Below are 25,180 nucleotides of genomic sequence, written 5' to 3'. Positions count from 1 at the left end.
ACATCGCGGGCCATCCGATTAGCCTATGATGCCGACAGACCGATTCGATCGAGGTTTTGACCCACCATGACCGTACGCCTGCACCGCGGCGACCTGCCGGACCTGTCCCGCTACACCTCGGCGGTGGCGATCGACACCGAGACCATGGGGCTGAACCCGCACCGCGACCGGCTCTGCGTGGTGCAGCTCTCGCCCGGCGACGGCAGCGCCGACGTGGTGCAGATCCCCAAGGGGCACACCGACGCGCCGAACCTGAAGGCCCTGCTGGCCAATCCGGCCATCACGAAGATCTTCCACTTCGCGCGGTTCGACATCGCGGTGCTGTACCAGACGTTTGGTGTCATGACCGGGCCGATCTACTGCACCAAGATCGCCTCCCGCCTGACCCGCACCTATACCGATCGCCATGGCCTGAAAGACCTCGTCCGCGAGGTGCTCAATATCGACCTTTCCAAGCAGCAGCAGTCCAGCGACTGGGGTTCCGACAGCCTGTCCGAGCCGCAGCTCGCCTACGCCGCCTCCGACGTGCTGCATCTGCATGCCCTGCGCGAGCGGCTCGATGCCATGCTGGTGCGGGAAGGCCGCACCGCGCTGGCCAAGGCCTGTTTCGAATTCCTGCCGACCCGCGCCCTGCTCGACCTGCAGGGCTGGGCCGAAGAGGACATTTTTGCGCATTCCTGAGGCGTCTACGATGTCATTCCGGGGCGGCTCGAAGAGCCGAACCCGGAATCTCGAGATTCCGGGTTCGATGTTTTGCATCGCCCCGGAACGACGGGAGCAAGCGGACCGAGGTAATCGCCCCGTTTCGGACACTTTCGTAACGGCCTGTCGCCGGCTGCATATCGTGGCGGCGCCGGGTACAATGCGGCGCACCCAACCGGACAGAGCGAGCGACACTCTGGAGCAGCAGTGAATTCGGCCCAGAATCCCACCTACGACGCCGCGCTTGCGGCGAAGTTTGCCAGCGCGGCGCGCCACAGCCGTCTGGTGCGGATTCTGCGCATCGCGGTCCCGGTGACGGTGATCGTGTCCCTGGCCGCGATCGTCGCCGTCTCGACCTTCCTCAATCCGTTCCAGATCCCGATCAAGCTCGACTCTGGAAGTCTCGTGGTCACCGGCACCAAGATCACGATGGAAACCCCGCATATGTCCGGCTTCACACCGGACCAGCGGCCCTACGAGCTCTGGGCCAAGGCGGCGACGCAGGACATCACCGATCCCGATCACGTCGATCTCGCCGATCTGCGCGCCAAAGTGCTGATGGAGGATCAATCCACCCTGTTCCTCGATGCCCGCACCGGCCGCTTCGACAACAAGCAGCAGCAGCTCGACCTGCACAAGGATATCTTCCTGCGCACCTCGACCGGCTACGAGGCGCGGCTGAACTCGGCCTTCGTCGACATGGGCAAGGGCACGGTCTCCTCGGACGAGCGCGTCGACGTCAAGCTGACCAACGGCACGCTGACCGCAGATCGCTTACGAATTACGGAAGGCGGCGACGTCATTCGCTTCGAGGGCAATGTCGTGATGCATCTCGACAAGATCAGCACGGATGATGCCGCGGCCCCCGTCGAGCAGACAGCGCCGCCACCGGCGAAGTCAAAGAACAAGTCTGCCAATTCAAGATGATTTTCATGATCAGGTTTTTTCCGCGCAGCAAAGTCAAAGGGTGCGCCATCCTCGGTGCGACGGCGCTAGCTGTCGGCATCGCGCTGACGGCAGGTGCAGCGATCGCGCAGAGCACGATACAGGGCACGCCGAACGCGTTGCAGGGCTTTTCGCAGAACCGCGATCAGCCGATCCAGATCGAGGCCGCCTCGCTCGAGATGCGCGACAAGAAGAAGGAGGCGACCTTCTCCGGCAATGTGAAAGTCATCCAGGGCGACACCACCATGACCTCGAAGACGCTGGTGGTGTTTTACGAATCCGGCGGCGGCGACAAGCCGGCCGCGCCGCAGCCCGCAGCGAAGGGCGCGAAGGGTGCGCCGATGCAGTCGGCAACGCCGGGCCCCGGCGGCAGCTCCTCGATCAAGCGGCTGGAGGCGCGCGGCAATGTCGTGGTCACCCAGAAGGACCAGGTGGTGACAGGCGAGACCGCCGTGTTCGACACCAAGACCAACCTCATCACGATGTTTGGCGGCGGCGCAGGCCAGGTGGTCATGACTCAATGCAAGAACGTCATGCGCGGCGACCGGCTGACCGTGGACATGACCACCGGCGTGTCCCGCGTGGAATCCGACAGCGGCCGGGGCGTTCAGGTCCTGCTGCCGCAGGGCGGCGGCAGTGAGTGCGGCTCGGGCGGTCCGGCCAAGCCCGGCGCGGCCCCGCCCTCGCTGCTGCCCGGCATCGGCAAAAAGTGAATTCTGAAAGCAAGTTCATGGACTTGGGTCGGATGGCGCCGATCCGAGGTTGAAGCTTGCGTAGCGAGACTGTATCTAGCGGCCAGGGCTTTCGAAGCGGGGTCCGCCGCTTTTCGGGCGTGTTTCACTGGGCATGAGACATCCCTTCATTCATGCTGTGCCGGCGAATCGAGAGGCCGGCGCGGCAGATCGCGCGAACGCTGCGCAAACGCCGCGCAAAAACCGCGAAAGGCTGGAAGGCGGGGATGGTCGATCTATTCAGCATGTTCCGTCGGCGCCCCGCCAAACGCGGCCGGCCAGGATTTGCGCGGGATATCACCGCGCTTGGGGACAGCGTCGGGGGTCTCGTGACCAGCCCGGTGCGGGACGCCCCGCCGATTGCTCGTGACCAGCCGATGCACGCGCCCGACCAGTTCCAGGGTGACTATCAAGGCGACCATCAGGCCGACTACCAACCCGAGCCGCCGCGCACGGTTCACCCGGTCCGGAGCGCCGCGAAGCCGAATGGCGCCGGCGGGCCGCAGCTGCTGCGCCGCCCCGGCTTTCTGGCTGTGCATAGCGTGGAAAAGGCGTTCGGCAGCCGGCAGGTGGTGCGTGGCGTGAGCATCTATGTGCGGCGCGGGGAGGCCGTCGGTCTGCTCGGTCCGAATGGTGCCGGCAAGACCACCGTGTTCTACATGATCACCGGGCTGATCAAGGCCGATCGTGGCGCGATCGAGCTCGACGGCCACGACGTTACGCAACTGCCGATGTATCAGCGCGCGCGGCTCGGCATCGGCTATCTGCCGCAGGAAGCCTCGATCTTTCGCGGCCTCACCGTCGAGCAGAACATCCGCGCCGTGCTCGAAGTGGTCGAGCCCTCGCGCAAGAAGCGTGAGCAGCAGCTCGATTCCCTGCTTGACGAATTCAACATCACGCGCCTGCGCAAATCGCCCTCGATCGCGCTGTCAGGCGGCGAGCGCCGCCGCGTCGAGATCGCGCGCGCATTGGCGACGCGCCCGAACTATATGCTGCTCGACGAGCCCTTCGCCGGCATCGATCCGATCGCGGTCGGCGATATTCAGGACCTCGTCCGCCATCTCACCAACCGCGGCATCGGCGTGCTGATCACCGATCACAATGTCCGCGAGACGCTGGGTCTCACCGATCGTGCCTATATCGTTTATGCCGGTGAGATCCTGACGGAGGGAAGCCCGGACGAGATCGTCGCCGATCCCGACGTTCGCCGGCTTTACCTCGGCGAGGAATTCCGCCTCTAGCCCGTTTTTCCCATTCGTCAAGACGTGTACATCGGGCTCGGACTAGGATAAGCAAAAATCGGACCAACTTTTGGATCGGTTCTTGCTTCATGGCGCTTACGCAGAGATTAGAGTTCCGGCAATCGCAGTCGCTGGTCATGACGCCGCAGCTGATGCAGGCGATCAAGCTGCTGCAATTGTCCAATCTCGATCTCACGACCTTCGTGGAGGAGGAACTCGAGCGCAACCCCCTGCTGGAGCGGGCCAGCGACGATGCCCCCGGCGGCGAGGCCCCGGCCGAGGCTGGCCAGTTCAGCGACAATGATGGCGAAGATTCAGGCAGCCAGGGCGGCGATGACGGCTTTGGCGGCAGCGGCGACGCTTTCGAGCCGGGCCAGGAAGAATGGATGAGCAAGGATCTCGGCACCCGCGCCGAGATCGAGCAGACCCTGGACACGGGCCTCGACAACGTCTTCTCCGAGGAGCCGGCCGAGGCGGCCGCGCGCAACGCGCAGGACGCCGCGCCGAGCGTCTACACCGAATGGGGCGGCGGCGCCTCCGGCGACGAGGACTACAATCTCGAGGCCTTCGTTGCGGCCGAGATGACGCTGTCGGATCATCTCGCCGAGCAGCTCTCGGTCGCCTTCACCGCACCCGCGCAGCGCATGATCGGCCAGTATCTGATCGATCTCGTCGACGAGGCCGGCTATCTGCCGCCCGACCTCGGCCAGGCCGCCGAGCGTCTTGGCGCATCGCAAAAGGACGTCGAGGACGTTCTTGCCGTGCTGCAAAAATTCGACCCGCCCGGCGTCTGCGCCCGCAACCTGAGCGAATGCCTCGCGATCCAGCTCCGCGAGCTCGACCGCTACGATCCGGCGATGCAGGCCCTCGTCGAGCATCTCGATCTGCTGGCCAAGCGCGACATCGCGAGCTTGCGCAAGCTCTGCGGCGTCGACGACGAGGACATCGCCGACATGATCGGCGAGATCCGCCGGCTCAATCCCAAGCCCGGCATGAAGTTCGGCTCGGCCCGTTTGCAGACCATGGTGCCCGACGTCTATGTCCGCCCGGGTCCCGATGGCGGCTGGCATGTCGAGCTCAACAGCGACACCTTGCCGCGCGTGCTGGTCAACCAGACCTACTATTCCGAGCTGTCGAAGAAGATCGGCAAGGACGGCGACAAGTCCTATTTCACCGACGCGCTGCAGAACGCGACCTGGCTGGTGCGCGCGCTCGACCAGCGCGCCCGCACCATCCTCAAGGTTGCGACCGAGATCGTGCGCCAGCAGGACGGCTTCTTCACCCATGGCGTCGCGCATCTGCGGCCGCTGAATCTGAAGGCGGTCGCCGATGCCATCCAGATGCACGAATCCACGGTGTCGCGCGTCACTGCCAACAAATACATGGCGACAAATCGCGGCACATTCGAATTGAAATATTTCTTCACGGCGTCGATCGCCTCGGCCGACGGCGGCGAGGCGCACTCCGCCGAAGCGGTGCGTCATCACATCAAGCAGCTGATCGATGCGGAAGAACCCTCGGCGATCCTGTCGGATGATACCATCGTGGAACGCTTGCGCGCCTCGGGCATTGATATAGCCCGCCGCACGGTCGCGAAGTACCGCGAAGCCATGCGCATTCCGTCCTCGGTGCAACGCCGCCGCGACAAGCAGAGCGCCCTTGGTAACGTCCTCTCCAACGCACTGTCCGACCGCTCCCGCAACACCGAACCGGCCTGATTGCGCTGGCGCGAAATCGCGCTACTCTCATCCCCCCATCGCGACCGATCCAAGCACGCGCATGATCCGGAAAAATGTGCGGCGGTTTTCCGAAAAGATCATGCGCAGGGAACAACCCCAGCTGCGATGACGCGTCATCCTGGCTGGGCGCAAACCAAGCGAGGCATCACCATGACTCTTCGGATTTCGGGCAAGAGCGTCAGCGTCGGCGAGGCCCTGCGTGGCCGCGTGACCGACCGGACTGAAGAGGTCCTGCGCAAATATTTCGACGGCAATTATTCCGGCCACATCACGCTGTCCAAGGACGGCTTCGGCTTCCGCACCGACTGCGCGCTGCATCTGGATTCGGGAATTACGCTGGAGGCCGATTCGAATGCGCCGGACGCCTATGCCAGTGCCGACCAGGCGCTGATCATGATCGAGAAGCGGCTCAAGCGTTACAAGAGCCGGCTCAAGGACCGCTCGGCGCGCAAGGCCCATGTCGCCTCCGCGGCGCTGGCCGCCCTCGACGCAACGGCTTACGTGCTGGAAGCGCCGGGCGAGGGCGAGGAAGTGGACGAGGTCACCGGCTACAACCCCGTGATCATCGCCGAGTCCACCACCGCCCTGAAGCAGCTCTCGGTCAGCGAGGCCGTCATGGAACTGGACCTGACGGGGGCGCCGTGCCTGGTGTTCCAGCATGGCTCCAGCGGGCGGGTGAACATCATCTACCGCCGGGCCGACGGCAATGTCGGCTGGATCGACCCGCCGGGCGGAAAGGGCGATGGCAAGGCCGGGGCCTAGGGCCAGCAGGGGGGCAGGCCCGAGACCCCGTACCATCCGCAGCCCTTAACAATGACCGGGGCAAAGCCCTACGCGGGAGTTGGCACCGGGATTGCGTTGGAGTAGAAGCGCCCCACATCAGGACTAGGGACTGGCTAAGTCCCCCTCCTGCTTCACCTTCTTGACGCCGGCCCGGCGCGGTTATTCCCACGCAGGCCAAATCGGAACCTGACGGTCTAATTCACCTCGGAAAGCTTCCATGCCGATTACCGATCTGGTCGCACCCGAGGCGATTCTCCCGGCATTGAAGGTCAACAGCAAGAAGCAGGCGCTTCAGGAACTTGCGGCCAAGGCCGCCGAGTTGACCGGACAGAACGAACGCTCCGTGTTCGAGGTACTGCTCCAGCGCGAGAAGCTCGGCACCACCGCGGTCGGCTATGGCGTCGCCATTCCCCACGGCAAGCTGCCCAAGCTGGAAAAGATTTTTGGCCTGTTCGCGCGGCTCGATCGCCCGATCGATTTCGAGGCGATGGACGGCCAGCCGGTCGATCTCGTCTTCCTGCTGCTCGCCCCCGAAGGCGCCGGCGCCGATCACCTCAAGGCCCTCGCCCGCATCGCCCGCCTCTTGCGCGACCAGGACATCGCCAAGAAGCTCCGCGCCTCGCGCGACGCCCAGGCGATCTATTCGGTGCTGGCGCTGCCGCCGGCGACGGCGGCGTAAGCCCTCTCGCCCGATCGAAGCCGAGCCGCGCCGTCTGCGACTTATTTGGTAGCCGGGCGCTATCTCTCAATTCCGCACGCGTCCGGCCGGCACGGCTTGGGCGCTGGATTTTTGAGACATGAATTGCGGTTCGACAGCGCGCTTCCTCGGTCTGCTTTGCTCCGTCACCAATGAGGCGCTTCGACTCGATCCGAAGAACCAGGATATCTTGGTCAATCGCGGCCTTCTCTACATGATGCGATCCGACGCCAAACATGCGCGCGCGGATTTCAGCAGCGTGCTCGCGCTGCCGCCGACCGACAAATGGGCCGTGGTCACGGCGCGCGAGGGGCTCGGCTATCTGAAGTGATGAGAGAGAGGTGCGAATTCCTGCCTCACGCTCGGTCATTGCGAGGAGCCCTTGCGACGAAGCAATCCAGACTGCCTCCGCGGAAAGATTCTGGATTGCTTCGCTGCGCTCGCAATGACGAGGAGAGGGCAGCGGACTATCGCATCAAAAGCAAAACGGGCATGCCTTCCTGCGAAGGCATGCCCGCCAAAACTCTCTTCGTGCGACGCGCTTAGTGCACGCTGACGGCTTGCAGCTCGTTGCTCCAGGCGTTGGCGATTGCGGCTTCGCGGCTGTCGGTCAGCATGATCGGCGTGCCGTCGGCGGCGTGGAGGGCGAACAGCTTGAGGCCCGGCGCAATCTTCGGCGCCTCGGGAAACAGGCCCGGAACGTCCTCGGAGCGGATCTGCTTCACATAGGCGATATGGCCTTCGCCAAGGGTGGCCAGCGTCTCCGGCGAGACGTTCTTGGCTTCGTATTCGAACGCAACGTGACCTTCACTCATGGTCTCGACTCCTCTAACGAACTAAGCGGTCGAGTCCGCTACTCGTTCCATTATTCGTGCTCATTGATAGCGATTGTCTTAACGATCCTCTCCGGCTCAGGCCGGGCCAGATCGATCGACAACAGCCCGTTCTTCAGATCCGCACCCAGCACCAGCATCCCCTCTGCCAGCACGAATGGTGCGCTGGAAGTGGCGCGCGGCGATGCCGCGATGGATGTATTGCCGGGTCTTGTCGTCCTGCTGCCGTCCGCGGATCACGAGCTGGTTTTCCTCAATGGTTACATCGAGTTGATCGCGGGTGAATCCGGCGACCGCCAGTGTGATGCGCAACCGCTCGGGCTGGCCGTCCGTCCGGTCACACCTCTCGATATTGTAGGGAGGGTAGCCGTCGGCGCCTTTGACGACGCGGTCGAGCACGCGCTCGATCTCGTCGAAGCCCAGAAGGAACGGACTGGAAAGCGTGGGAACACGAGACATAGTTTACAAAGTCCTCTCGAAGCGACTTTGGTGCTTCGGGGCCCCGTCAAGGCACCCCTTGGTCAGCAATATGGTCATATCCCCGTGTCCGTTCAAGGACGTAGCGGGGGTTGTGGATGGGCGCTTCTGCCGCCCACGGCTCTGCCATCGCACAAAATGCTTACAATTCGTCACAGCGCCCGGAGGCGCAGGCATGACGAATTCGGGGGCGATTTATCTCAATGAAAACAGGACCCCTTCCTACTGTGCATGGGGTTGTTTTCGCGCTCTTGGTGAGGGCCCTCGGAACCGCTCACGCCTCGATCCGCGTCCGCCCGTCGCCACTGAACAGATGCAGTTTTGAGCGGACTGCAGCGACGCGGATCCTCGCGCCGATGGCGGGGGCCTCAGTTCCAGGGATGCGGACGATGACCTCGCCGGGCGGCAGCTCGCCCGGGGTGGCGGCGACGCGCTGATCGTCCTGCTCGCGCGAGCCGTAGACGAAGGTCTCTGCACCGACGCGCTCGATGGCTTCGACCGTTAACGGCAGCACCACGCCGCCGGCTGGTGTCTCATCGGTGATGACGAAATCCTCCGGGCGGATGCCGAGGATGCCGGCTTCACCTGCGCTGCCGCCGAGCTGCGACTTGATCTCCTCGGGACGCGTCGACATCAGGTTCATCGGCGGTGCGCCGATGAAGGAGGCGACGAAGGTCGTCGCCGGCTTCTCGTAGATCGCCAAGGGATTGCCGACCTGCTCGACCTGGCCGCCGTTCATCACGACAAGAATGTCGGCGAGCGTCATTGCTTCCAGCTGGTCGTGGGTGACGTAGATCGACGTCGTGTTGAGCCGCCGCTGCAATTTGCGGATCTCGACGCGCATCGCGATGCGCAGCTTGGCGTCGAGGTTGGAGAGCGGCTCGTCGAACAAAAACACCTTCGGTTGGCGCACGATGGCGCGGCCCATGGCGACGCGCTGGCGCTGGCCGCCGGAGAGCTGGCGCGGCTTGCGCTCCAGCATAGCGGAGAGCTCGAGCACGCGGGCGGCTTGCTCGACACGGGTCTTGATCTCGGCCTCGGCCATGCCGCGGTTGCGCAGGCCATAGGCCATGTTGTTGTAGACGCTCATATGCGGGTAGAGCGCGTAGTTCTGGAACACCATGGCGATGTCGCGATCGGCGGGCTCGACCTGGTTGACGACGCGGCCGCCGATGTCGATCTCGCCGCCGGTGACGGTCTCGAGCCCCGCGACCATGCGCAGCAGCGTGGACTTGCCGCAGCCGGAGGGGCCGACCAGCACGCAGAACTGGCCGTCCGCGACATCGACGTTGACGCCTTTGATGGCCTCGAAGCCGCCGGTGTAGGTCTTGCGGACGTTGCGCAGGGTGACGTTAGCCATGAAAACTCGCTTCTTACTTTTCCGTCTCGACCAGGCCGCGCACGAACAATTTCTGCATCACGACGACGACGAACACCGGCGGCAGCATGGCCAGCACGGCGGTCGCCATCACGATCGGCCATTCGGTCAGCGCGTCGGTGGTGGTGATCATCTTGCGGATGCCGACCTGAATGGTCTGCATGTCGTCGCGCGTGGTGATCAAGAGCGGCCAGAGATATTGATTCCAGCCGAGGATAAACAGGATCACGAACAGCGCCGCCATGTTGGTGCGCGACAGCGGCAGCAGCGTATCCCAGAAGAAGCGCAAGGGACCGGCGCCGTCGATGCGCGAGGCCTCCAGCAATTCGTCCGGCACGGTCATGAAGAACTGGCGGAACAGCAGCGTCGCCGTCGCCGATGCGATCAGCGGCAGCGCCAGACCAGCATAGCTGTCGAGCATGTGCAGGTCGGCGACGATCTTGTAGGTCGGATAGATGCGCACCTCGACCGGCAGCATCAAGGTGATGAAGATGATCCAGAAGATCGCCATCCGGAACGGAAAGCGGAAATACACGATCGCATAGGCCGAGATGATCGAGATCGCGATCTTGCCGATTGCGATCGCCAGCGCCATCACCAGCGAGTTCAGCATCATGTTGCCGACCGGCTCGCGGGTCGAGCCGCTCGTGCCGATGAAGATGGTCTGGTAGTAGACCTCGAGGAAGTGCCCGCCCGGCAGCAGCGACATCTGCCCGTTGGCGATCAGCGCGTTGTCCTGGGTCGAGGCGACGATGGCGATGTAGACCGGGAACGCGACGATGGCGATCCCGATCCAGAGGATGATGTGCGCGACGTAGCGCCTGATGCCCTCTTCCTCGACCATCAGTAGGTCACCTTGCGTTCGACGAAGCGGAACTGGATTGCGGTGAGCACGATGACCATGATCATCAGGATCACCGATTGCGCCGCGGAGCTGCCGAGATTGCCGCCGAGCAGGCCGTCGGAATAGACCTTGTAGACCAGCGTCACGGTCGACGTGCCGGGTCCGCCGCGGGTCATGGTGTCGATGATGCCGAACGTGTCGAAGAAGGCGTAGACGATGTTGACCACCAGCAGGAAGAAAATGGTCGGCGACAGCAGCGGGAAGATCACGGTCCAGAACCGCCGCATCGGACGCGCGCCGTCGATCGCAGCGGCCTCGATCACGCTCTTCGGGATGCTCTGGAGACCGGCGAGGAAGAACAGGAAGTTGTAGGAGATCTGCTTCCAGGCGGCGGCGAGGATGATCAGCGCCGCGGCCTGGTTGCCGTCGAGCAGCGGATTCCAGTCGATGCCGAGGCCGCGCATGTAGCGCGAGAGCACGCCAAGCGAGGGATGCAGCATGAAGATCCAGAGCACGCCGACGACGGGCGGCGCCACCGCATAGGGCCAGATCAGCAGCGTGCGGTAGAGCATCGAGCCGCGCAGCGGCTTGTCAGCCATCACGGCGAGCAGCAGCGCAAAGGACAGCGACGAGATCGCGATGGCGAACGAGAAGAAGAAAGTCCGGACGATCGAGGCGAAATAAGCGGGGTCCTTGAACAGCTCGATATAGTTGTCGAACCACACGAAGCTCGACGACAGGCCGAAGGCGTCCTGGAGCAGGAAGGACTGGATCACGGCCTGCAGGGCCGGCCAGTAGAAGAAAATCAGGACGATCGCGAGTTGCGGGGCAACCAGCGCGTAGGGCAATAGCTTTGACTGGAAAATGGCTTGCTTTTGCATGATGCCCCAGCAGCGGCAGGCCGGCGACCGGCCTGCCGCTGATCGCCTTACTTGACGGCGGTCTTTTCGAACTGCCGCAGCATCGTGTTGCCGCGCTCGACGGCGGCATCGAGCGCCTGCTTGGCGGTCTTCTTGCCGGCCAGCGCCTGCTCGATCTCTTCCGACCAGACGTCGCGCAGCTGCACCATGTTGCCGAGGCGCAGGCCGCGCGAGTTCTCGGTCGGCTCCTTATTGGTCAGCTCGAGCAGCGGCGTCTCGAGATAGGGCTGGTCCTTGTAGAACCCTTCTTCCTTCGCCTTGGCGTAGGCCGCCTTGGTGATCGGCAGATAGCCGGAGGCCTTGTGGATGTAGACTTGGCGATCGGTGTCGGAGAGGAAGGTCAGGAACTTCGCGACGCCCTTGTATTCGTCGGCCGACTTGCCGCCCATCACCCAGAGCGAAGCGCCGCCGATGATCGAGTTCTGCGGCGCGCCCTTCACGTCCGGATAATACGGCATCGGCACGGCGGTGAAGTTGAACTTGGCCTGCGCCTTGACGTTGCCGAAGAACGCCGACGAGGTCAGGTAGATCGGGCATTCGCCTGAGGTGAAGCGGCCTTCGCCGGTGTTGGTGCGGCCGGCATAGTCGTAGACCTTGGTCTTCTGCAGCTCGACCAGGTTTTCGAGATGCTTGACCTGGAGCGGGCCGTTGAATTCGAGCACGGTGTCGAAGCCGTCGAGGCCGTTGGCCTTGGTCGAGAGCGGCACGTTGTGCCAGGCCGAGAGCTGCTCGAGATTGACCCAGGTGACCCACGAGCCCGAGAAGCCGCAGGTGTCGTGACCGGCCGCCTTCAGCTTCTTGCCGGCCTCGAACACTTCAGGCCAGGTCTTGGGGATCTCGACATTGGCCTTCTTCAGCTCGTCGAGATTGACCCACATGACTGTAGATGACGAGTTGAAGGGGAACGACAGCATCTCGCCCTTCGAGGTCGAGTAGTAGCCGGTGATCGCGGGCAGGTAGGCCTTCGGATCGAACTTCTCGCCGGTCTCGGCCATCAGCTTGTAGACCGGCTTCACGGCGCCGGTCGCGGCCATCATGGTCGCGGTGCCGACCTCGAACACCTGCATGATATGCGGCGCGTTGCCGGCGCGGAACGCGGCGATGCCCGCGTTCATCGTATCGGCGTAGTTGCCCTTGTAGGTCGGGATCACCTTGTAGTCGCTCTGCGCGGCGTTGAAATCGTTGGCGAGCTTGACGATGACGTCGTTGTTGGCGCCGGTCATCGCATGCCACCACTGGATTTCGGTCAGGGCCAAGGCCGGCGAGGCGCTGAGACCAACCGTGAGTGCAACAGCTGCAGCCGCGCCAAAATGTCGAAGAGTCATCAAGAAAACCTCCCTTGCCCGTCAATGAAGAGGCGCTTGCGCTAGCAGCGCCATATGACGTTCACATGACTGTGTAAGCGGCCGAAACGAAAGCGGCAAGCGCTGGAAAAGGGAAGCCGTCAAATAGGCGAATGCGACGCGGGCAGCCTCATGCGTTCGCGCTGCACATGCGCGGCTCGCGCCGCAGTGCGGCATCTGCCGAGTGAGGCGGTCGGACCCTAGCGCTTGCGCTCGGGCCCGCAGACCACGCCCTTGGCGACCATCGCGTCGATCTCCGACTTGGAGTAGCCGAACTCGCCCAGCACCTCGGCCGCGTGCTGGCTGAATTTCGGCGGCAGGCGGCGCAGGCTCGGCTTGCTGCGGTCGAGCCGGATCGGCGAGGCCACGCCCTTGTACCAGTCCTTCTCGATGACATCACCGCGCGCGATCGTGTGCGGGTTGGTCAACGCTTGGTCGATCTTCTGCACCGGACCGGCAGGCAGACCCGCCGCAAGCAGGCGATTGCACAGCGGCTCGGCCTCGTGCTGGCTGAACACCGCGGCCAGCTCTGCGCGGAGTGCCTCGCGGTTGGCGATGCGGTCCTTGTTGCGGGCAAAGCGCGGATCGGTGCCGAGCTCGGGCTTGCCGATCTCCTTGGCGAGCTTGCGGAAGGTGCCGTCATTGCCGACGCCGATGAAGATGTTGTCGGTCTTCGTCGGGAAGATCGCGTAAGGAACGAGGTTCGGATGCTCGTTGCCGGTGAGCGAAGGCGGCTTGCCATGCATGAAATAGTTCGCGGTGTGCGGATGCATGATGGCAAGGCCGGTCTCGTACAGCGTCGTTTCCAGGAACTGGCCCTTGCCCGAACGCTGCCGCTCGGAGAGCGCCATCAGGATGCCGATCGCGGCATAAAGACCGGTGGTGATGTCGACCAGCGGCACGCCGATCCGCATCGGGCCGCTCTCCACCGAGCCGGTCGCCGCGATCATGCCGGTCATGGCCTGGATGATGGCGTCATAGCCGGGATTGCCGCCACGCGGGCCATCGGCGCCGAAGCCGCAGATCCGGCAATGCACGAGGCGCGGGAATTTCTCGCGCAAGACCTCGTTGCCGATGCCCCATTTCTCCAGCGTGCCGGGCTTGAAATTCTCGATCAGGACGTCGGCCGTCTCCAGCATCTTCAGCAACACCACGCGGCCGCCCTCGGAGGCGAGGTCGAGGCCGATCGAGCGCTTGTTGCGATTGATGCCGACGAAATAGGCCGCGTCCTCCTCGTGGAACGGAGGACCCCATTCGCGCACCTCGTCGCCCGCCGGCGGCTCGACCTTGATGACGTCGGCGCCGTGGTCGGCGAGGATCTGGGTGCAATAGGGACCGCCGAGTACGCGCGTGAGATCGATGACGCGCAGCCCGCTCATTGCGCCCAATGCTGCCCCAGAACTGGCGGCTTCAGTCATGCCTTCGCTTCCCTGTGTCGGTCGTTTGGTCACAGGCCTAGCGAGGTTTGTTTGCGCCAGCAATGGCGCCGGGCGTAGAGCCGCATGCGCCGCCGCGCGCCAATCCCGCGGCGCGGCAAATCAAGCGGAAGCGGCCGGCCCGAGGGGGATCCCGGGCCAGCCAATCCATCGTCAGATCAGACGACCGTCAGGCGAACGTCGACATTGCCGCGCGTGGCATTGGAGTACGGGCACACCTGGTGCGCCTTCTCAACCAGCGCCTCGGCCTCCGCACGGGCGAGACCCGGCAGCGAGACGGCGAGGTCGATGTCGAGGCCGAAGCCGCCCTCGGAGCGCGGGCCGATGCCGACGGTCGAGGTGACCGATGCGTCGGCCGGAACCTTCGGGCCGCCCTGCGAGGCCACGAACTTCATCGCGCCGATGAAGCAGGCGGCATAGCCGGCCGCGAACAGCTGCTCGGGATTGTTGCCGGCGCCGCCGCCACCGCCGAGCTCCTTCGGCGTGGTAAGCTTGACGTCGAGTGCGCCGTCGAGGGTCGCAGCATGGCCGTCGCGGCCGCCGGTGGCTTTTGCGCTGGTCTTATAGAGGACGTTCACGGACATTTTCGTCTCCCTTGGGGTTCCGGGTTGGGACCCCGTCTATATCGCGGACAATTAGATTGCGCGCAATTGAAATTGTGCAGCCTCACATTTAATTGTCCGCAATTGAATCTGCCGCCGGCCGGCCCCAGGATGGGAGAAACGTCGTGAGATTCGTGATGCCCCGGAAAGTGCCGGCGCTGGACCCGCAGCGCCTCGACAACCAGATCTGCTTCGCGGTCTATTCCGCCGCGCATGCCTTCAACCGCGTCTACAAGCCGCTGCTTGACCGGCTCGGCCTCACCTATCCGCAATATCTGGTGATGCTGGTGCTGTGGGAGCGCGACGACGTCCCGGTCAAGGACATCGGCGAGAAGCTGTTCCTGGATTCGGGCACGCTGACGCCGCTCTTGAAGCGGTTAGAGGCCGCGCATCTGGTCAGGCGTACCCGCTCCAGCGAGGACGAACGACAAGTGCTGATCGCCCTGACGCCGCAGGGCCACGCACTGAAGGAAAAGGCACGCAGCGTGCCGCAATCGATTCTGGCGGCCTCGGACTGTTCGGTGTCGGAGCTGGTGGCAATGAAGGATGAGATCGTCGCATTGAGGGATCGGCTCAATGCGGTGATCGGGGAGTAGGGGAATTCGTGGAGGCCGGCTTCGCCCTTCGGGCCGCGCCGCGGCAGCCTTCGCTGCGATAAGGCTTGCCGAGCCGAAGCTGGCGAAGCCAGCGAAGGCTGGTGGAGCCAGGCGGGATCGAACCGCCGACCTCTTGCATGCCATGCAAGCGCTCTCCCAGCTGAGCTATGGCCCCTTAAATCGCGGGATGACCCTGGGGGATCACTCCCGACCGGCGAGCCTTCCGACTCGCGCGGTGCACCCTTTTTCACAGATCAGGGCTGATCTCAAGTCTCTTCATCACCTCCGACATCACCAATGATGTCGGTGACGTCCTCATCGCCCTCTTCTTCGTCGGCAATGAAGGTCGAATCATCGTCATCGTCGTCGTCGAGGGTCTCGTCGACCTCGATATCGTCCTCCGATTCGGGCACCACGGCCTTGACCTTGCCGGTGTTCTCCTCGGCATCGGCCTCCTCGAGGGAGACCAACTCTTCGGCCTCAGCCGGCTCCGGCGCGGTATCCTGGGCCATGTTGCGGGCTTCGGCGCCACGGGGCGCGCGCGCAGGGGCAATCGGGGCGATCGGAACCACTTCGCCGGTATAGGGCGAGATCACCGGATTCTTGTTGAGATCATAGAATTTCTTGCCCGTGGTCGGGCAAATACGTTTGGTTCCGAGTTCGGACTTGGCCACGGCAGGAATCCTGGGAATGTCTGAAAAGCGGTGCTTCACTTGGCTAGTTGGCGGCCCGCTGTCAATAGCGCATTACGGGAGAAAGACATGCCCGTGACGACGGAGAGACCATGTGATACCTGCCCCCGCGAGCCCCGCAGGGATGTTTCGGGCCTATCCAAGGACATAATGTGACCCATTCCGACAAGCCGACGCCCCTTCGGTCGCGCGCCAGCGGTCCACTGACCGGGAAAGTGCGGGTGCCCGGGGACAAGTCGATCTCCCACCGCGCCCTGATCCTCGGCGCGCTTGCGGTCGGCGAGACCAGGATTTCGGGCTTGCTGGAAGGCGAGGACGTCCTCAACACCGCCAAATCCATGCAGGCTCTTGGCGCTCAGGTCGAGCGCACCGGCGATTTCGCCTGGAAGGTTCAGGGCGTCGGCGTCGGAGGCTTTGCACAGCCCAGCGCGGCGCTGGATTTCGGCAATTCGGGCACCGGCTGCCGGCTGGTCATGGGCGCCGTGGCCGGCTGCCCGATCTCGGCGATTTTCGACGGTGATGCCTCCCTGCGCAGCCGCCCCATGCGCCGGATTCTCGATCCGCTCGAAAAGATGGGCGCCAGGGTCGTTTCCGGCGGCGAGGGTGGCCGCCTGCCGCTGACCGTCCAGGGCGCGCGCGATCCGCTGCCGATCACCTACAAGACTCCGGTCGCCTCGGCCCAGATCAAATCGGCCGTGCTGCTGGCGGGCCTGGCCGCGCCTGGCACCACCATGGTCATTGAAAACGAGGCCAGCCGCGACCACACCGAGCTGATGCTGAAGCATTTTGGTGCCGAGATCACCTCGGTGCCGGAAGGCCAGCATGGCCGCCGCATCACGCTCGTCGGTCAGCCCGAGCTGCATGGTGCCAACGTCGTCGTGCCCGCCGATCCGTCCTCTGCGGCATTCCCCATCGTCGCGGCGCTGATCGTCGAAGGCTCCGACATCGTGTTGTCCGACGTCATGACCAATCCGCTGCGCACCGGCCTGTTCACCACGCTGCGCGAAATGGGCGCCTCGATCGAGGAGAGCGAGGTGCGGCGCGATGCCGGCGAGCCGATGGCGCAGTTGCGCGTGCGCGCGTCAAAACTGCGCGGCGTCGAGATACCGCCGGAGCGCGCGCCCTCGATGATCGACGAATATCTCGTGCTGGCGGTCGCGGCCTCCTTCGCCGAAGGCACGACCATCATGCGCGGCCTGCAGGAGCTGCGCGTCAAGGAATCCGACCGTCTCGAGGCCACGGCTGACATGCTCCGCGTCAACGGCGTCAAGGTCGAAATCTCCGGCGACGATCTGATCGTCGAGGGCCGTGGCCATGTCCCCGGCGGCGGCACAGTCGCGACCCATATGGATCATCGCATCGCGATGTCCGCGCTGGTGATGGGGTGCGCATCCGACCAGCCCGTGACCGTTGACGATACCGCCTTCATCGCCACCAGCTTCCCGGACTTCATTCCGATGATGCGTTCGCTAGGGGCCGAGTTTTCATGATCATCGCCATCGACGGGCCCGCCGCCTCGGGCAAGGGGACGCTCGGCAAGCGCCTTGCCCATCATTACGGCTACCGTCATCTCGATACCGGTGTGATCTATCGCGCGGTGGCCTATGCCCTGATGCAGTCGGGTCATGATCTCCGGGACGAGGCGGCGGCGGTGCAGGCGGCGCTGGAACTCGATCCCGAAAAGTTCGGCAATCCCGCCCTGAAGACCCAGGAGGCCGGTGAGGGCGCGTCCATCGTTTCGGCCATCCCCAGGGTTCGCGAGGTCCTGCTCAATTTCCAGCGGCAATTTGCCGCCGATCCGCCCGGCGCCGTGCTGGACGGCCGGGACATTGGAACCGTGATCTGCCCGCATGCCGACGTAAAGATTTTCGTCGTTGCCGACCCCAGGGTTCGTGCGCGGCGCCGGACCATGGAGGCGAGGGCGAGGGGCGAGCAAGTGGACGAGGCGGCCGTGCTCGCCGACATCATCCAGCGCGACGAGCGTGACAAGAACCGGCCGATTGCGCCTTTAAAACCGGCCCCCGATGCTTACTTGCTAGATAACTCCCAACTGGATATAGAAGGCGGCGTCCGGGCCGCCATCGACATTATCGAGGCTGTCCGAGCGGGCCGGTCGCGGGGTTAAGCCGCCGCCGTCATTGGAGGAAGTGCCCGCTCCCGCTCTTTGAGGTCGATACCTTCGGTCCCTGGTTTGGGGACCGGCGCGATCCAGGCTCCGGACACAAGAATTCCACGTATCGAATGCGCGGGCCTCAGCCGGCCCGCTTCCGTTGTTCTTGCTGCAAGGCCGGAGCAACGAGCGGTCGCTCGAAGGTTTTGCGGACCTTCCGACACTGCGCGTGCGATGCGCCCTTGAACCCAACGGCCGGCAAGACATCCGCAACTGGAGAACAAATGGCTTCGACTTCTGCTGATACCTATAGCCCCTCGCGCGACGATTTCGCCGCGATGCTCGACGAGTCCTTCGCAGGTGGCAACCTGCAGGAAAGCTCCGTCGTCAAGGGCAGGGTGGTTGCAATTGAAAAGGACATGGCCGTCATCGACGTCGGCCTGAAGACCGAGGGCCGCGTGGCCCTGCGCGAATTTTCCGGCCCCGGCCGTGACTCTGACCTCAAGGTCGGCGACGAGGTGGAAGTGTTCCTCGATCGCATCGAGAACGCCCTCGGCGAAGCCGTGCTGTCGCGCGACAAGGCGCGCCGCGAAGAGAGCTGGGGCAAGCTCGAGAAGGCGTTCCAGAACAACGAGAAGGTCAACGGCGTCATCTTCAACCAGGTCAAGGGCGGCTTCACCGTCGATCTCGACGGTGCCGTGGCGTTCCTGCCGCGCTCGCAGGTCGACATCCGTCCGATCCGCGACGTCGCGCCGCTGATGAACAACTCGCAGCCGTTCCAAATCCTCAAGATGGACCGCCGCCGCGGCAACATCGTGGTGTCCCGCCGCACGGTTCTCGAAGAGACCCGCGCCGAGCAGCGCCAGGAGCTGGTGCAGAACCTCGAAGAGGGTCAGGTCATCGACGGCGTGGTCAAGAACATCACCGATTACGGTGCGTTCGTTGATCTCGGAGGCATCGACGGCCTGCTGCACGTCACCGACATCGCGTGGCGCCGCGTCAACCATCCGACCGAGGTGCTCTCGATCGGCCAGACCGTGAAGGTCAAGATCATCAAGATCAACCACGAGACGCACCGCATCTCGCTGGGCATGAAGCAGCTGCTGGACGATCCGTGGCAGGGCATCGAAGCCAAGTACCCGCTGGGTGCCCGCTTCACCGGCCGCGTCACCAACATCACCGACTACGGTGCGTTCGTCGAGCTCGAACCGGGCATCGAAGGCCTGATCCACGTCTCCGAGATGTCGTGGACCAAGAAGAACATGCACCCCGGCAAGATCGTGTCGACCTCGCAGGAAGTCGACGTGCAGGTGCTGGAAGTCGATTCCGTCAAGCGCCGCATCTCGCTCGGCCTCAAGCAGACCATGCGCAACCCGTGGGAGGTCTTCGTCGAAGGTCACCCGACCGGTTCGGTCGTCGAGGGCGAGGTCAAGAACAAGACCGAGTTCGGTCTGTTCCTGGGTCTCGAGGGCGACGTCGACGGCATGGTCCATCTCTCCGATCTCGACTGGAAGCTTCCGGGCGAGCAGGTGATCGACAACTACAAGAAGGGCGACATGGTGAAGGCCGTGGTGCTCGATGTGGACGTCGAGAAGGAGCGTATCTCGCTCGGCATCAAGCAGCTCGAAGGCGATCCCTTCGCCGAGCCGGGCGATGTCAAGAAGGGCGCGGTCGTGACCTGCGAAGTGCTCGAAGTGAAGGAGAGCGGCATCGAGGTGAAGATCGCCGGCACCGACTTCACCACCTTCATCAAGCGCTCGGAGCTCGCGCGTGACCGCAACGACCAGCGCGCCGAACGCTTCGCCGTCGGCGAGAAGGTCGATGCCCGCGTGATCCAGTTCGACAAGAAGGCCCGCAAGGTCCAGGTGTCGATCAAGGCGCTCGAAGTCGCCGAAGAGAAGGAAGCCATCGCGCAGTACGGCTCCTCCGATTCGGGTGCGACGCTCGGCGACATCCTGGGCACCGCGCTCAAGAACCGCGACAGCAAGTAAGCGAAGCCTTCGTTTTGCTGACATCGAAGCCCCGGCGCGAGCCGGGGCTTTTTTGTTGCCGGCTACCCCGCTGTCGTCCCGGACAAGGACGCCCTAAGCGCTTGTCCGGGACGACAGCGCAGTATGTGGCGGCCTTCCGGGCTACGCAGGTACAGCCTTGTTTTCTTCAAATTGCGCCGCAATTGATGTATCGAGATAAGCCAATCGTCACGCTGTGACGGCACAACGCGCCAGGCCTTTCACTTGGACGCGCCTTTCATTTGGAGATATTCCGATGTCGCTCGATTCGGACATCATCGTCGATCGCCGCAGAATCCGTCGCAAGCTGACGTTCTGGCGCGTGATGGCCGCGCTGATCGCGATCGCGGCGATTGCGGGCTTCGCGCTGGTCGCAACACCCGGCGCGCGCGGCACCTTCGCATCCGCGGGCTCGATCGCGCGGGTGCAGATCGAAGGCCTGATCCGCAGCGATTCTGATCGCACGCAGGCGCTGGAGCGGCTGGAGAACTCGCAGGCCGCGGCCGTCATCGTTCACATCAACTCGCCGGGCGGCACCACCGCCGGCTCCGAGCAACTCTACGATTCGCTCACGCGGCTCAAAGCAAAGAAGCCGCTCGTCGTCGTGGTCGAAGGCCTTGCTGCCTCCGGCGGCTACATCACCGCGATCGCGAGCGACCACATCATCGCGCAGCAGAGCTCGCTGGTCGGCTCGATCGGCGTGCTGTTCCAGTATCCAAATGTCGCCGAGCTCCTGAAGACGATCGGCGTCAAGGTGGAGGAGGTCAAATCCTCGCCGCTGAAGGCCGCGCCGAACGGTTTTGAGCCGACCAGTCCCGAGGCCCGGGCCGCGCTCGATGCGCTGGTGAAGGATTCCTATGCCTGGTTCAAGGGCCTGGTGAAGGAACGGCGTGGCATGGATGACACGCAGCTCGAAAAAGTCGCCGACGGCCGCGTCTTCACCGGACGCCAGGCGGTCGATCTCAAGCTGATCGATCAGATCGGCGACGAGAAGACGGCGGTGACCTGGCTGGTCGAGCAGAAGGGCGTCAAGAAGGGTCTTTCGGTGCGCGATTACAAGCTGCAGCCGCGCTTTTCCGATCTGCCGTTCCTCAAGACTGCGGCGGCCGTGACGCTGGAAGCGCTTGGTTTAGGCTCGATTGCGCATCAGATCGGGCAAGCCGGCGTGGTGCAGGCCGTGGATCGGGTCGGAATGGATGGAATGCTGGCCCTGTGGCAGCCGGCGGCGTCGAATTGACGGAACCGGGCGAGGGCCGGAGGATTTTCCCGCTTGGCGGGTGGCCGCTCAGCCCGCTTTTCCGGCATTTGTCACGCATTTTCGCGACGCTCAACCTTGATTTAGCGTCTTGACAGATCACAGTATTTTCACGGAAATGGTCATCCGCACGCTTCCGGGTCCTATCTCTCGATGATCAAATCCGAACTTGTTCAGCGTATCGCCGAGCACAACCCGCATCTGTACCAGCGGGATGTCGAGAACATTGTGAATGCGATTCTCGAAGAGATCGTAGCGGCCCTCGCGCGCGGTGATCGCGTCGAGCTGCGCGGCTTCGGTGCCTTCTCGGTCAAGCATCGCCCTGCACGCGCCGGGCGCAATCCACGCACCGGCGCCCACGTGCCCGTCGACCAGAAGAGCGTTCCGTTCTTCAAGACCGGCAAGGAAATGCGCGAGCGGCTGAACCGCGACCATCCGGATCCCGGCGCTGCAGACTAAGGCTGTCGTCGGCGCTTAACCGAACGGCCGCATCATGCGGCAGCAAGCTTGATTCAAGACGAGCGATCGCGATGCGAAAGTTCCTGACCGCGCTGATCGTGATTCCGCTGGGCCTGATCCTGGTGACCTTCGCCGTCGCCAACCGGCATTTCGTCACGGTCTCCCTCGATCCCTTCGTCACCGACGATCCGTCCTTCGCGGTGCGGCTGCCGCTGTTCCTGCTGCTGATCCTGGTGGCCGCCATCGGGGTCGTCGCCGGCGGCTGTGCAGTCTGGTTCGGCCAGCGGCGCTGGCGGCGGGCAGCGCGGCGGAACGATGCGGATGCGCGGGCTGCCAGGGTCGAGCTGGCCGATCTGCGAGCCCAGATGGCCGCAGCAAAGCCCGAGCCCCAGCGCCTTCCCGCCCCCTCGGGGCTCGGCCTTTACGGGCCTGTCGGGCGAGACAAGCAGCGCGCGACGTTGTAGAAGCGGCCCCGACCGAAAAACCCGTTTCCGGCTGCTCCTTGCGGCCGCTAACCGCTTTGAGACCATGTCCCAGCTCGTCAAAATCTGCGGCCTGTCCACGCGCGAGACGCTTGACGTCGCGCTCGACGCCGGCGCCGACATGGTGGGGTTCGTGTTCTTTCCGCCGTCGCCGCGGCATCTGTCGCTGGAAGCCGGCCGTGACCTCGGCCGCCAGGTGAAGCGGCGCGCGCTCAAGGTCGCACTCACCGTCGATGCCGATGATGCCACGCTCGACAACATCATGGATGCGCTGTCGCCGGATATCTTTCAGCTCCACGGCAACGAAAGCATGGCGCGGCTGCGTGACATCAAGCAGCGGTTCGGCCGCCCTGTAATGAAAGCGGTGCCGGTCGCAACCGCGGCCGATCTCGCCGTGCTGCCCGGCTATGCCGCGGTCGCCGACCGTATCCTGTTCGACGCGCGGGCGCCGAAGGATGCGACCCGGCCCGGCGGCCTGGGCGCGCCATTCGACTGGCACCTCCTGGAAAATCTCGATCTGAAACTGTCCTATATGGTCTCGGGCGGGCTCGATGCCGGCAACGTCGCCGAAGCGCTCCGCGTCACCCGCGCCGGCGGCGTCGACGTGTCCTCCGGTGTCGAGAGCGCTCCCGGCGTCAAGGATCCGGCACTGATCGAGGCCTTCATTCGCGCGGCGCGCGCCACCCAAGATGCAAGTCAAGAGTTGAGCGTACGATGAACATCGCCAAACCAAACTCCTACCGCAGCGGCCCCGACGAGCGTGGCCATTTCGGCATTTTCGGCGGACGCTTCGTCGCCGAAACCCTGATGCCGCTGATCCTCGAACTCGAGAAGGCCTATACCGCGGCCAAGGCCGATCCGGCCTTCCAGGCCGAGATGAACGGCTATCTGAAGAACTACGTCGGCCGGCCCTCGCCGCTCTATTTCGCCGAGCGTCTGACCGAGCATCTCGGCGGTGCGAAGATTTACCTCAAGCGCGAAGAGCTCAACCACACCGGCTCGCACAAGGTGAACAACGTGCTCGGCCAGATCATGCTGGCGCGGCGCATGGGCAAGAAGCGCATCATCGCCGAGACCGGCGCCGGCCAGCACGGTGTCGCGACCGCGACGCTGTGCGCGCGCTTTGGCCTGGAATGCGTGGTCTATATGGGCGCCGTCGACGTCGAGCGGCAGCAGCCCAACGTGATTCGCATGGAAATGCTGGGCGCCAAGGTGTTTCCGGTGCAGTCGGGCACGCGCACGCTCAAGGACGCCATGAACGAGGCGCTGCGCGATTGGGTCACCAACGTGCACAACACCTTCTACTGCATCGGCACGGTCGCCGGCCCGCATCCCTATCCGACGCTGGTGCGCGACTTCCAGTCGATCATCGGCAACGAGACCAAGGCGCAGATGCAGGAGATCGAGGGCCGGCTGCCGGATTCGCTGGTCGCCTGCATCGGCGGCGGCTCGAACGCGATGGGCCTGTTCCATCCCTTCCTCGACGATCCCTCCGTCGAAATCTTCGGCGTCGAAGCCGCTGGCCATGGGCTCACGCACCTGCATGCGGCCTCGATCGCGGGCGGCCGTCCCGGCGTGCTGCACGGCAACCGCACCTATCTCTTGATGAATGAAGACGGCCAGATCCAGGACGCGCATTCGATCTCGGCCGGCCTCGACTATCCCGGCATCGGCCCCGAGCATTCCTGGCTGCACGAGATCGGCCGGGTCAATTATCTCTCCGCGACCGATGACGAGGCGCTCGGCGCGTTCCAGCTGCTGTCGCGTCTCGAAGGCATCATCCCCGCGCTCGAGCCCGCACATGCCATCGCCAAGGTGATGGAACTCGCGCCGAAGCGGCCGAAAGACCACCTGATGGTCGTCAATCTCTCCGGCCGCGGCGACAAGGACGTCCCGCAAGTCGGCGACATCCTGAGGGGCAAGAGCAAGTGACCACGCGTATCGACACCCGTTTCGCCGAGCTCAAGAAGGCCGGCCGCTCGGCCTTCGTCACCTATGTGATGGCCGGCGATCCCGATCTCACGACCTCGCTCAATATCGTCAAGGCGCTGCCCAAGGCAGGCGCCGACGTCATCGAACTCGGCATTCCCTTCACCGATCCGATGGCGGATGGTCCCTCGATTCAGGCGGCTGGTCTGCGCGCTCTCAAGATCGGCATGACCTTGAAGAAGACGCTGGAGCTGGTGCGCGACTTCCGCAAGGACGACAACGTCACGCCGCTAGTGCTGATGGGCTATTACAATCCGATCTACATCTATGGCGTCGACAAGTTTTTGGCTGATGCCAAGACATCAGGCGTGGACGGCCTGATCATCGTCGACTTGCCGCCGGAGGAAGACGACGAGCTCTGCATTCCCGCGCTGAAGGCGGGCCTGAACTTCATTCGCTTGGCGACCCCGACCACCGATGACAAGCGCCTACCCGCGGTGCTCGCGAACACGTCGGGCTTTGTCTACTACGTCTCTATCGCCGGCATCACCGGAGCAGCAGCGGCGGATGCCAATGCCGTCGGTGAAGCTGTCGCGCGCATCAAACGGCATACCAAGCTGCCGATCTGCGTTGGCTTTGGCATCCGCACGCCGGAGGCGGCGCGCGCCATTGCCGAGAAGGCCGATGGTTCGGTGGTCGGCACCGCGCTGGTCGATGCGCTCAAGAACAGCCTCGATGCCGAGGGGCGGGCGACCGCCAAAACAGTTAACGCCGTGGCTGAGCTGACTGCGGCCCTGGCCCAGGGCGTTAGGGCTGCGAAACAGGCGGCCGAATAGGCCATAATTCCGCTTTAGCTCTTTAGTTTGAGCATGATCTTGTCGGAAGACCGCTTCACACTTTTCCGGATCATGCTCTAACGCGGACGACACGGCGGCTTGCCGGGCAGCGGCCCGGCCGCCATATATCTCTTCAGGCGA

Annotated in this window: 26 protein-coding genes, 1 tRNA gene and 1 pseudogene; 18 read left to right on the top strand and 10 right to left on the bottom strand. The window is 64.0% G+C overall.

Going from position 1 to position 25,180, the window contains the following annotated elements; translation table 11 throughout:
* Positions 1 to 66: 66 nt before the first annotated feature.
* The 8 genes from ACVWY3_RS29875 (at position 67) to ACVWY3_RS29840 (ending at position 7,169) form a co-directional block, all read left to right on the top strand.
* On the top strand, positions 67 to 681 hold the full coding sequence (locus ACVWY3_RS29875) for a ribonuclease D (RefSeq protein ID WP_456841674.1): 615 nt from the start codon (positions 67 to 69) through the stop codon (positions 679 to 681).
* Positions 682 to 909: 228 nt separating this feature from the next.
* The gene (gene lptC, locus ACVWY3_RS29870) at positions 910 to 1,629 is read left to right on the top strand and encodes an LPS export ABC transporter periplasmic protein LptC (RefSeq protein ID WP_456841673.1); all 720 of its coding nucleotides are present in this window, start codon (positions 910 to 912) and stop codon (positions 1,627 to 1,629) included.
* Positions 1,630 to 1,634: 5 nt separating this feature from the next.
* On the top strand, positions 1,635 to 2,360 hold the full coding sequence (locus ACVWY3_RS29865) for an LptA/OstA family protein (protein ID WP_456841672.1): 726 nt from the start codon (positions 1,635 to 1,637) through the stop codon (positions 2,358 to 2,360).
* Positions 2,361 to 2,605: 245 nt separating this feature from the next.
* Positions 2,606 to 3,619, top strand: a complete 1,014-nt coding sequence (gene lptB / locus ACVWY3_RS29860; RefSeq protein ID WP_456841671.1) for an LPS export ABC transporter ATP-binding protein — start codon at positions 2,606 to 2,608, stop codon at positions 3,617 to 3,619.
* 89 nt (positions 3,620 to 3,708) lie between these two features.
* Entirely contained in the window at positions 3,709 to 5,337 is a 1,629-nt protein-coding gene (gene rpoN / locus ACVWY3_RS29855; protein ID WP_456841670.1) for an RNA polymerase factor sigma-54, read from the top strand.
* A gap of 171 nt (positions 5,338 to 5,508) precedes the next feature.
* Entirely contained in the window at positions 5,509 to 6,120 is a 612-nt protein-coding gene (gene hpf, locus ACVWY3_RS29850; protein WP_456841669.1) for a ribosome hibernation-promoting factor, HPF/YfiA family, read from the top strand.
* Positions 6,121 to 6,358: 238 nt separating this feature from the next.
* Positions 6,359 to 6,820: a PTS IIA-like nitrogen regulatory protein PtsN gene (gene ptsN / locus ACVWY3_RS29845; protein ID WP_008141251.1), complete on the top strand. Its 462-nt coding sequence runs from the start codon at positions 6,359 to 6,361 to the stop codon at positions 6,818 to 6,820.
* A 118-nt stretch (positions 6,821 to 6,938) separates the two neighbouring features.
* The gene (locus tag ACVWY3_RS29840) at positions 6,939 to 7,169 is read left to right on the top strand and encodes a hypothetical protein (protein WP_456841668.1); all 231 of its coding nucleotides are present in this window, start codon (positions 6,939 to 6,941) and stop codon (positions 7,167 to 7,169) included.
* A 211-nt stretch (positions 7,170 to 7,380) separates the two neighbouring features.
* Here the strand turns inward: ACVWY3_RS29840 and ACVWY3_RS29835 are convergent, their stop codons facing one another.
* The 8 genes and pseudogenes from ACVWY3_RS29835 to ACVWY3_RS29800 all read right to left on the bottom strand — a co-directional run bounded on the left by ACVWY3_RS29835 (position 7,381) and on the right by ACVWY3_RS29800 (position 14,653).
* Positions 7,381 to 7,653, bottom strand: a complete 273-nt coding sequence (locus ACVWY3_RS29835; protein WP_007598581.1) for a BQ00720 family protein — start codon at positions 7,651 to 7,653, stop codon at positions 7,381 to 7,383.
* A gap of 50 nt (positions 7,654 to 7,703) precedes the next feature.
* A pseudogene (locus tag ACVWY3_RS29830) lies at positions 7,704 to 8,130 on the bottom strand (Hsp20 family protein).
* 292 nt (positions 8,131 to 8,422) lie between these two features.
* A complete protein-coding gene (locus tag ACVWY3_RS29825) occupies positions 8,423 to 9,508 on the bottom strand; it encodes a sn-glycerol-3-phosphate import ATP-binding protein UgpC (RefSeq protein WP_456841667.1) in 1,086 nt (361 codons plus the stop codon).
* A gap of 13 nt (positions 9,509 to 9,521) precedes the next feature.
* Positions 9,522 to 10,370 (bottom strand): sn-glycerol-3-phosphate ABC transporter permease UgpE, encoded by an 849-nt coding sequence (gene ugpE, locus ACVWY3_RS29820; protein ID WP_456841666.1) that lies wholly within the window; start codon positions 10,368 to 10,370, stop codon positions 9,522 to 9,524.
* Positions 10,370 to 11,251 carry a sn-glycerol-3-phosphate ABC transporter permease UgpA gene (gene ugpA, locus ACVWY3_RS29815; protein ID WP_456841665.1) on the bottom strand — a complete coding sequence of 294 codons (882 nt, stop codon included), beginning with the start codon at positions 11,249 to 11,251 and terminating at the stop codon, positions 10,370 to 10,372. The genes ugpE and ugpA overlap by 1 nt, the downstream gene beginning before the upstream one ends.
* Before the next feature lie 47 nt (positions 11,252 to 11,298).
* Entirely contained in the window at positions 11,299 to 12,615 is a 1,317-nt protein-coding gene (gene ugpB / locus ACVWY3_RS29810; RefSeq protein ID WP_456841664.1) for a sn-glycerol-3-phosphate ABC transporter substrate-binding protein UgpB, read from the bottom strand.
* A 218-nt stretch (positions 12,616 to 12,833) separates the two neighbouring features.
* A complete protein-coding gene (locus ACVWY3_RS29805; protein WP_456841663.1) occupies positions 12,834 to 14,051 on the bottom strand; it encodes a CaiB/BaiF CoA transferase family protein in 1,218 nt (405 codons plus the stop codon).
* 176 nt (positions 14,052 to 14,227) lie between these two features.
* A complete protein-coding gene (locus ACVWY3_RS29800) occupies positions 14,228 to 14,653 on the bottom strand; it encodes an organic hydroperoxide resistance protein (RefSeq protein WP_061023501.1) in 426 nt (141 codons plus the stop codon).
* A gap of 155 nt (positions 14,654 to 14,808) precedes the next feature.
* Here ACVWY3_RS29800 and ACVWY3_RS29795 point away from each other — a divergent pair, with 155 nt between their 5' ends.
* Positions 14,809 to 15,267 (top strand): MarR family winged helix-turn-helix transcriptional regulator, encoded by a 459-nt coding sequence (locus ACVWY3_RS29795; protein ID WP_283082904.1) that lies wholly within the window; start codon positions 14,809 to 14,811, stop codon positions 15,265 to 15,267.
* 99 nt (positions 15,268 to 15,366) lie between these two features.
* Here ACVWY3_RS29795 and ACVWY3_RS29790 read toward each other — a convergent pair.
* Both ACVWY3_RS29790 and ACVWY3_RS29785 read right to left on the bottom strand, forming a co-directional pair.
* Positions 15,367 to 15,442: transfer RNA gene (locus ACVWY3_RS29790), tRNA-Ala, on the bottom strand.
* A gap of 91 nt (positions 15,443 to 15,533) precedes the next feature.
* Entirely contained in the window at positions 15,534 to 15,941 is a 408-nt protein-coding gene (locus ACVWY3_RS29785; protein WP_456843489.1) for a TIGR02300 family protein, read from the bottom strand.
* 170 nt (positions 15,942 to 16,111) lie between these two features.
* Between ACVWY3_RS29785 and aroA the strand changes: the two genes are divergently transcribed.
* The 9 genes from aroA to trpA all read left to right on the top strand — a co-directional run bounded on the left by aroA (position 16,112) and on the right by trpA (position 25,039).
* Complete coding sequence (gene aroA, locus ACVWY3_RS29780; protein WP_456841662.1) at positions 16,112 to 17,449, top strand: 3-phosphoshikimate 1-carboxyvinyltransferase; 1,338 nt, start codon at positions 16,112 to 16,114, stop codon at positions 17,447 to 17,449.
* Positions 17,446 to 18,084, top strand: a complete 639-nt coding sequence (cmk, locus tag ACVWY3_RS29775) for a (d)CMP kinase (protein WP_456841661.1) — start codon at positions 17,446 to 17,448, stop codon at positions 18,082 to 18,084. The genes aroA and cmk overlap by 4 nt, the downstream gene beginning before the upstream one ends.
* A 269-nt stretch (positions 18,085 to 18,353) precedes the next feature.
* Positions 18,354 to 20,060: a 30S ribosomal protein S1 gene (gene rpsA / locus ACVWY3_RS29770; protein WP_456841660.1), complete on the top strand. Its 1,707-nt coding sequence runs from the start codon at positions 18,354 to 18,356 to the stop codon at positions 20,058 to 20,060.
* Between the two features lie 274 nt (positions 20,061 to 20,334).
* Positions 20,335 to 21,315: a signal peptide peptidase SppA gene (gene sppA, locus ACVWY3_RS29765; RefSeq protein WP_456841659.1), complete on the top strand. Its 981-nt coding sequence runs from the start codon at positions 20,335 to 20,337 to the stop codon at positions 21,313 to 21,315.
* 171 nt (positions 21,316 to 21,486) lie between these two features.
* Entirely contained in the window at positions 21,487 to 21,792 is a 306-nt protein-coding gene (locus ACVWY3_RS29760) for an integration host factor subunit beta (RefSeq protein ID WP_008539997.1), read from the top strand.
* Positions 21,793 to 21,863: 71 nt separating this feature from the next.
* The gene (locus ACVWY3_RS29755; RefSeq protein WP_456841658.1) at positions 21,864 to 22,256 is read left to right on the top strand and encodes a lipopolysaccharide assembly protein LapA domain-containing protein; all 393 of its coding nucleotides are present in this window, start codon (positions 21,864 to 21,866) and stop codon (positions 22,254 to 22,256) included.
* Positions 22,257 to 22,320: 64 nt separating this feature from the next.
* Positions 22,321 to 22,992, top strand: coding sequence for a phosphoribosylanthranilate isomerase (locus ACVWY3_RS29750; protein ID WP_456841657.1), 672 nt, complete (start codon positions 22,321 to 22,323; stop codon positions 22,990 to 22,992).
* Positions 22,989 to 24,206, top strand: coding sequence for a tryptophan synthase subunit beta (trpB, locus tag ACVWY3_RS29745; protein WP_456841656.1), 1,218 nt, complete (start codon positions 22,989 to 22,991; stop codon positions 24,204 to 24,206). The genes ACVWY3_RS29750 and trpB overlap by 4 nt, the downstream gene beginning before the upstream one ends.
* Positions 24,203 to 25,039 (top strand): tryptophan synthase subunit alpha, encoded by an 837-nt coding sequence (gene trpA, locus ACVWY3_RS29740; protein WP_456841655.1) that lies wholly within the window; start codon positions 24,203 to 24,205, stop codon positions 25,037 to 25,039. Before trpB ends, trpA begins: the two co-directional genes overlap by 4 nt.
* Positions 25,040 to 25,180 lie beyond the last annotated feature (141 nt).

The organism is Bradyrhizobium sp. USDA 4486 (assembly GCF_054057995.1).
This window is presented reverse-complemented; position numbering and strand designations above follow the sequence as displayed.

Bases quoted from the DNA above. Each gene is read 5' to 3' on its own strand.
- ACVWY3_RS29875 (WP_456841674.1), top strand. From the start codon at position 67: ATGACCGTACGCCTGCACCGCGGCGACCTGCCGGACCTGTCCCGCTAC.
- ACVWY3_RS29865 (WP_456841672.1), top strand. From the start codon at position 1,635: ATGATCAGGTTTTTTCCGCGCAGCAAAGTCAAAGGGTGCGCCATCCTC.
- lptB (WP_456841671.1), top strand. From the start codon at position 2,606: ATGGTCGATCTATTCAGCATGTTCCGTCGGCGCCCCGCCAAACGCGGC.
- rpoN (WP_456841670.1), top strand. From the start codon at position 3,709: ATGGCGCTTACGCAGAGATTAGAGTTCCGGCAATCGCAGTCGCTGGTC.
- hpf (WP_456841669.1), top strand. From the start codon at position 5,509: ATGACTCTTCGGATTTCGGGCAAGAGCGTCAGCGTCGGCGAGGCCCTG.
- ptsN (WP_008141251.1), top strand. From the start codon at position 6,359: ATGCCGATTACCGATCTGGTCGCACCCGAGGCGATTCTCCCGGCATTG.
- ACVWY3_RS29840 (WP_456841668.1), top strand. From the start codon at position 6,939: ATGAATTGCGGTTCGACAGCGCGCTTCCTCGGTCTGCTTTGCTCCGTC.
- ACVWY3_RS29835 (WP_007598581.1), bottom strand. From the start codon at position 7,653: ATGAGTGAAGGTCACGTTGCGTTCGAATACGAAGCCAAGAACGTCTCG.
- ACVWY3_RS29825 (WP_456841667.1), bottom strand. From the start codon at position 9,508: ATGGCTAACGTCACCCTGCGCAACGTCCGCAAGACCTACACCGGCGGC.
- ugpE (WP_456841666.1), bottom strand. From the start codon at position 10,370: ATGGTCGAGGAAGAGGGCATCAGGCGCTACGTCGCGCACATCATCCTC.
- ugpA (WP_456841665.1), bottom strand. From the start codon at position 11,251: ATGCAAAAGCAAGCCATTTTCCAGTCAAAGCTATTGCCCTACGCGCTG.
- ugpB (WP_456841664.1), bottom strand. From the start codon at position 12,615: ATGACTCTTCGACATTTTGGCGCGGCTGCAGCTGTTGCACTCACGGTT.
- ACVWY3_RS29805 (WP_456841663.1), bottom strand. From the start codon at position 14,051: ATGACTGAAGCCGCCAGTTCTGGGGCAGCATTGGGCGCAATGAGCGGG.
- ACVWY3_RS29800 (WP_061023501.1), bottom strand. From the start codon at position 14,653: ATGTCCGTGAACGTCCTCTATAAGACCAGCGCAAAAGCCACCGGCGGC.
- ACVWY3_RS29795 (WP_283082904.1), top strand. From the start codon at position 14,809: ATGCCCCGGAAAGTGCCGGCGCTGGACCCGCAGCGCCTCGACAACCAG.
- cmk (WP_456841661.1), top strand. From the start codon at position 17,446: ATGATCATCGCCATCGACGGGCCCGCCGCCTCGGGCAAGGGGACGCTC.
- rpsA (WP_456841660.1), top strand. From the start codon at position 18,354: ATGGCTTCGACTTCTGCTGATACCTATAGCCCCTCGCGCGACGATTTC.
- sppA (WP_456841659.1), top strand. From the start codon at position 20,335: ATGTCGCTCGATTCGGACATCATCGTCGATCGCCGCAGAATCCGTCGC.
- ACVWY3_RS29760 (WP_008539997.1), top strand. From the start codon at position 21,487: ATGATCAAATCCGAACTTGTTCAGCGTATCGCCGAGCACAACCCGCAT.
- ACVWY3_RS29755 (WP_456841658.1), top strand. From the start codon at position 21,864: ATGCGAAAGTTCCTGACCGCGCTGATCGTGATTCCGCTGGGCCTGATC.
- ACVWY3_RS29750 (WP_456841657.1), top strand. From the start codon at position 22,321: ATGTCCCAGCTCGTCAAAATCTGCGGCCTGTCCACGCGCGAGACGCTT.
- trpB (WP_456841656.1), top strand. From the start codon at position 22,989: ATGAACATCGCCAAACCAAACTCCTACCGCAGCGGCCCCGACGAGCGT.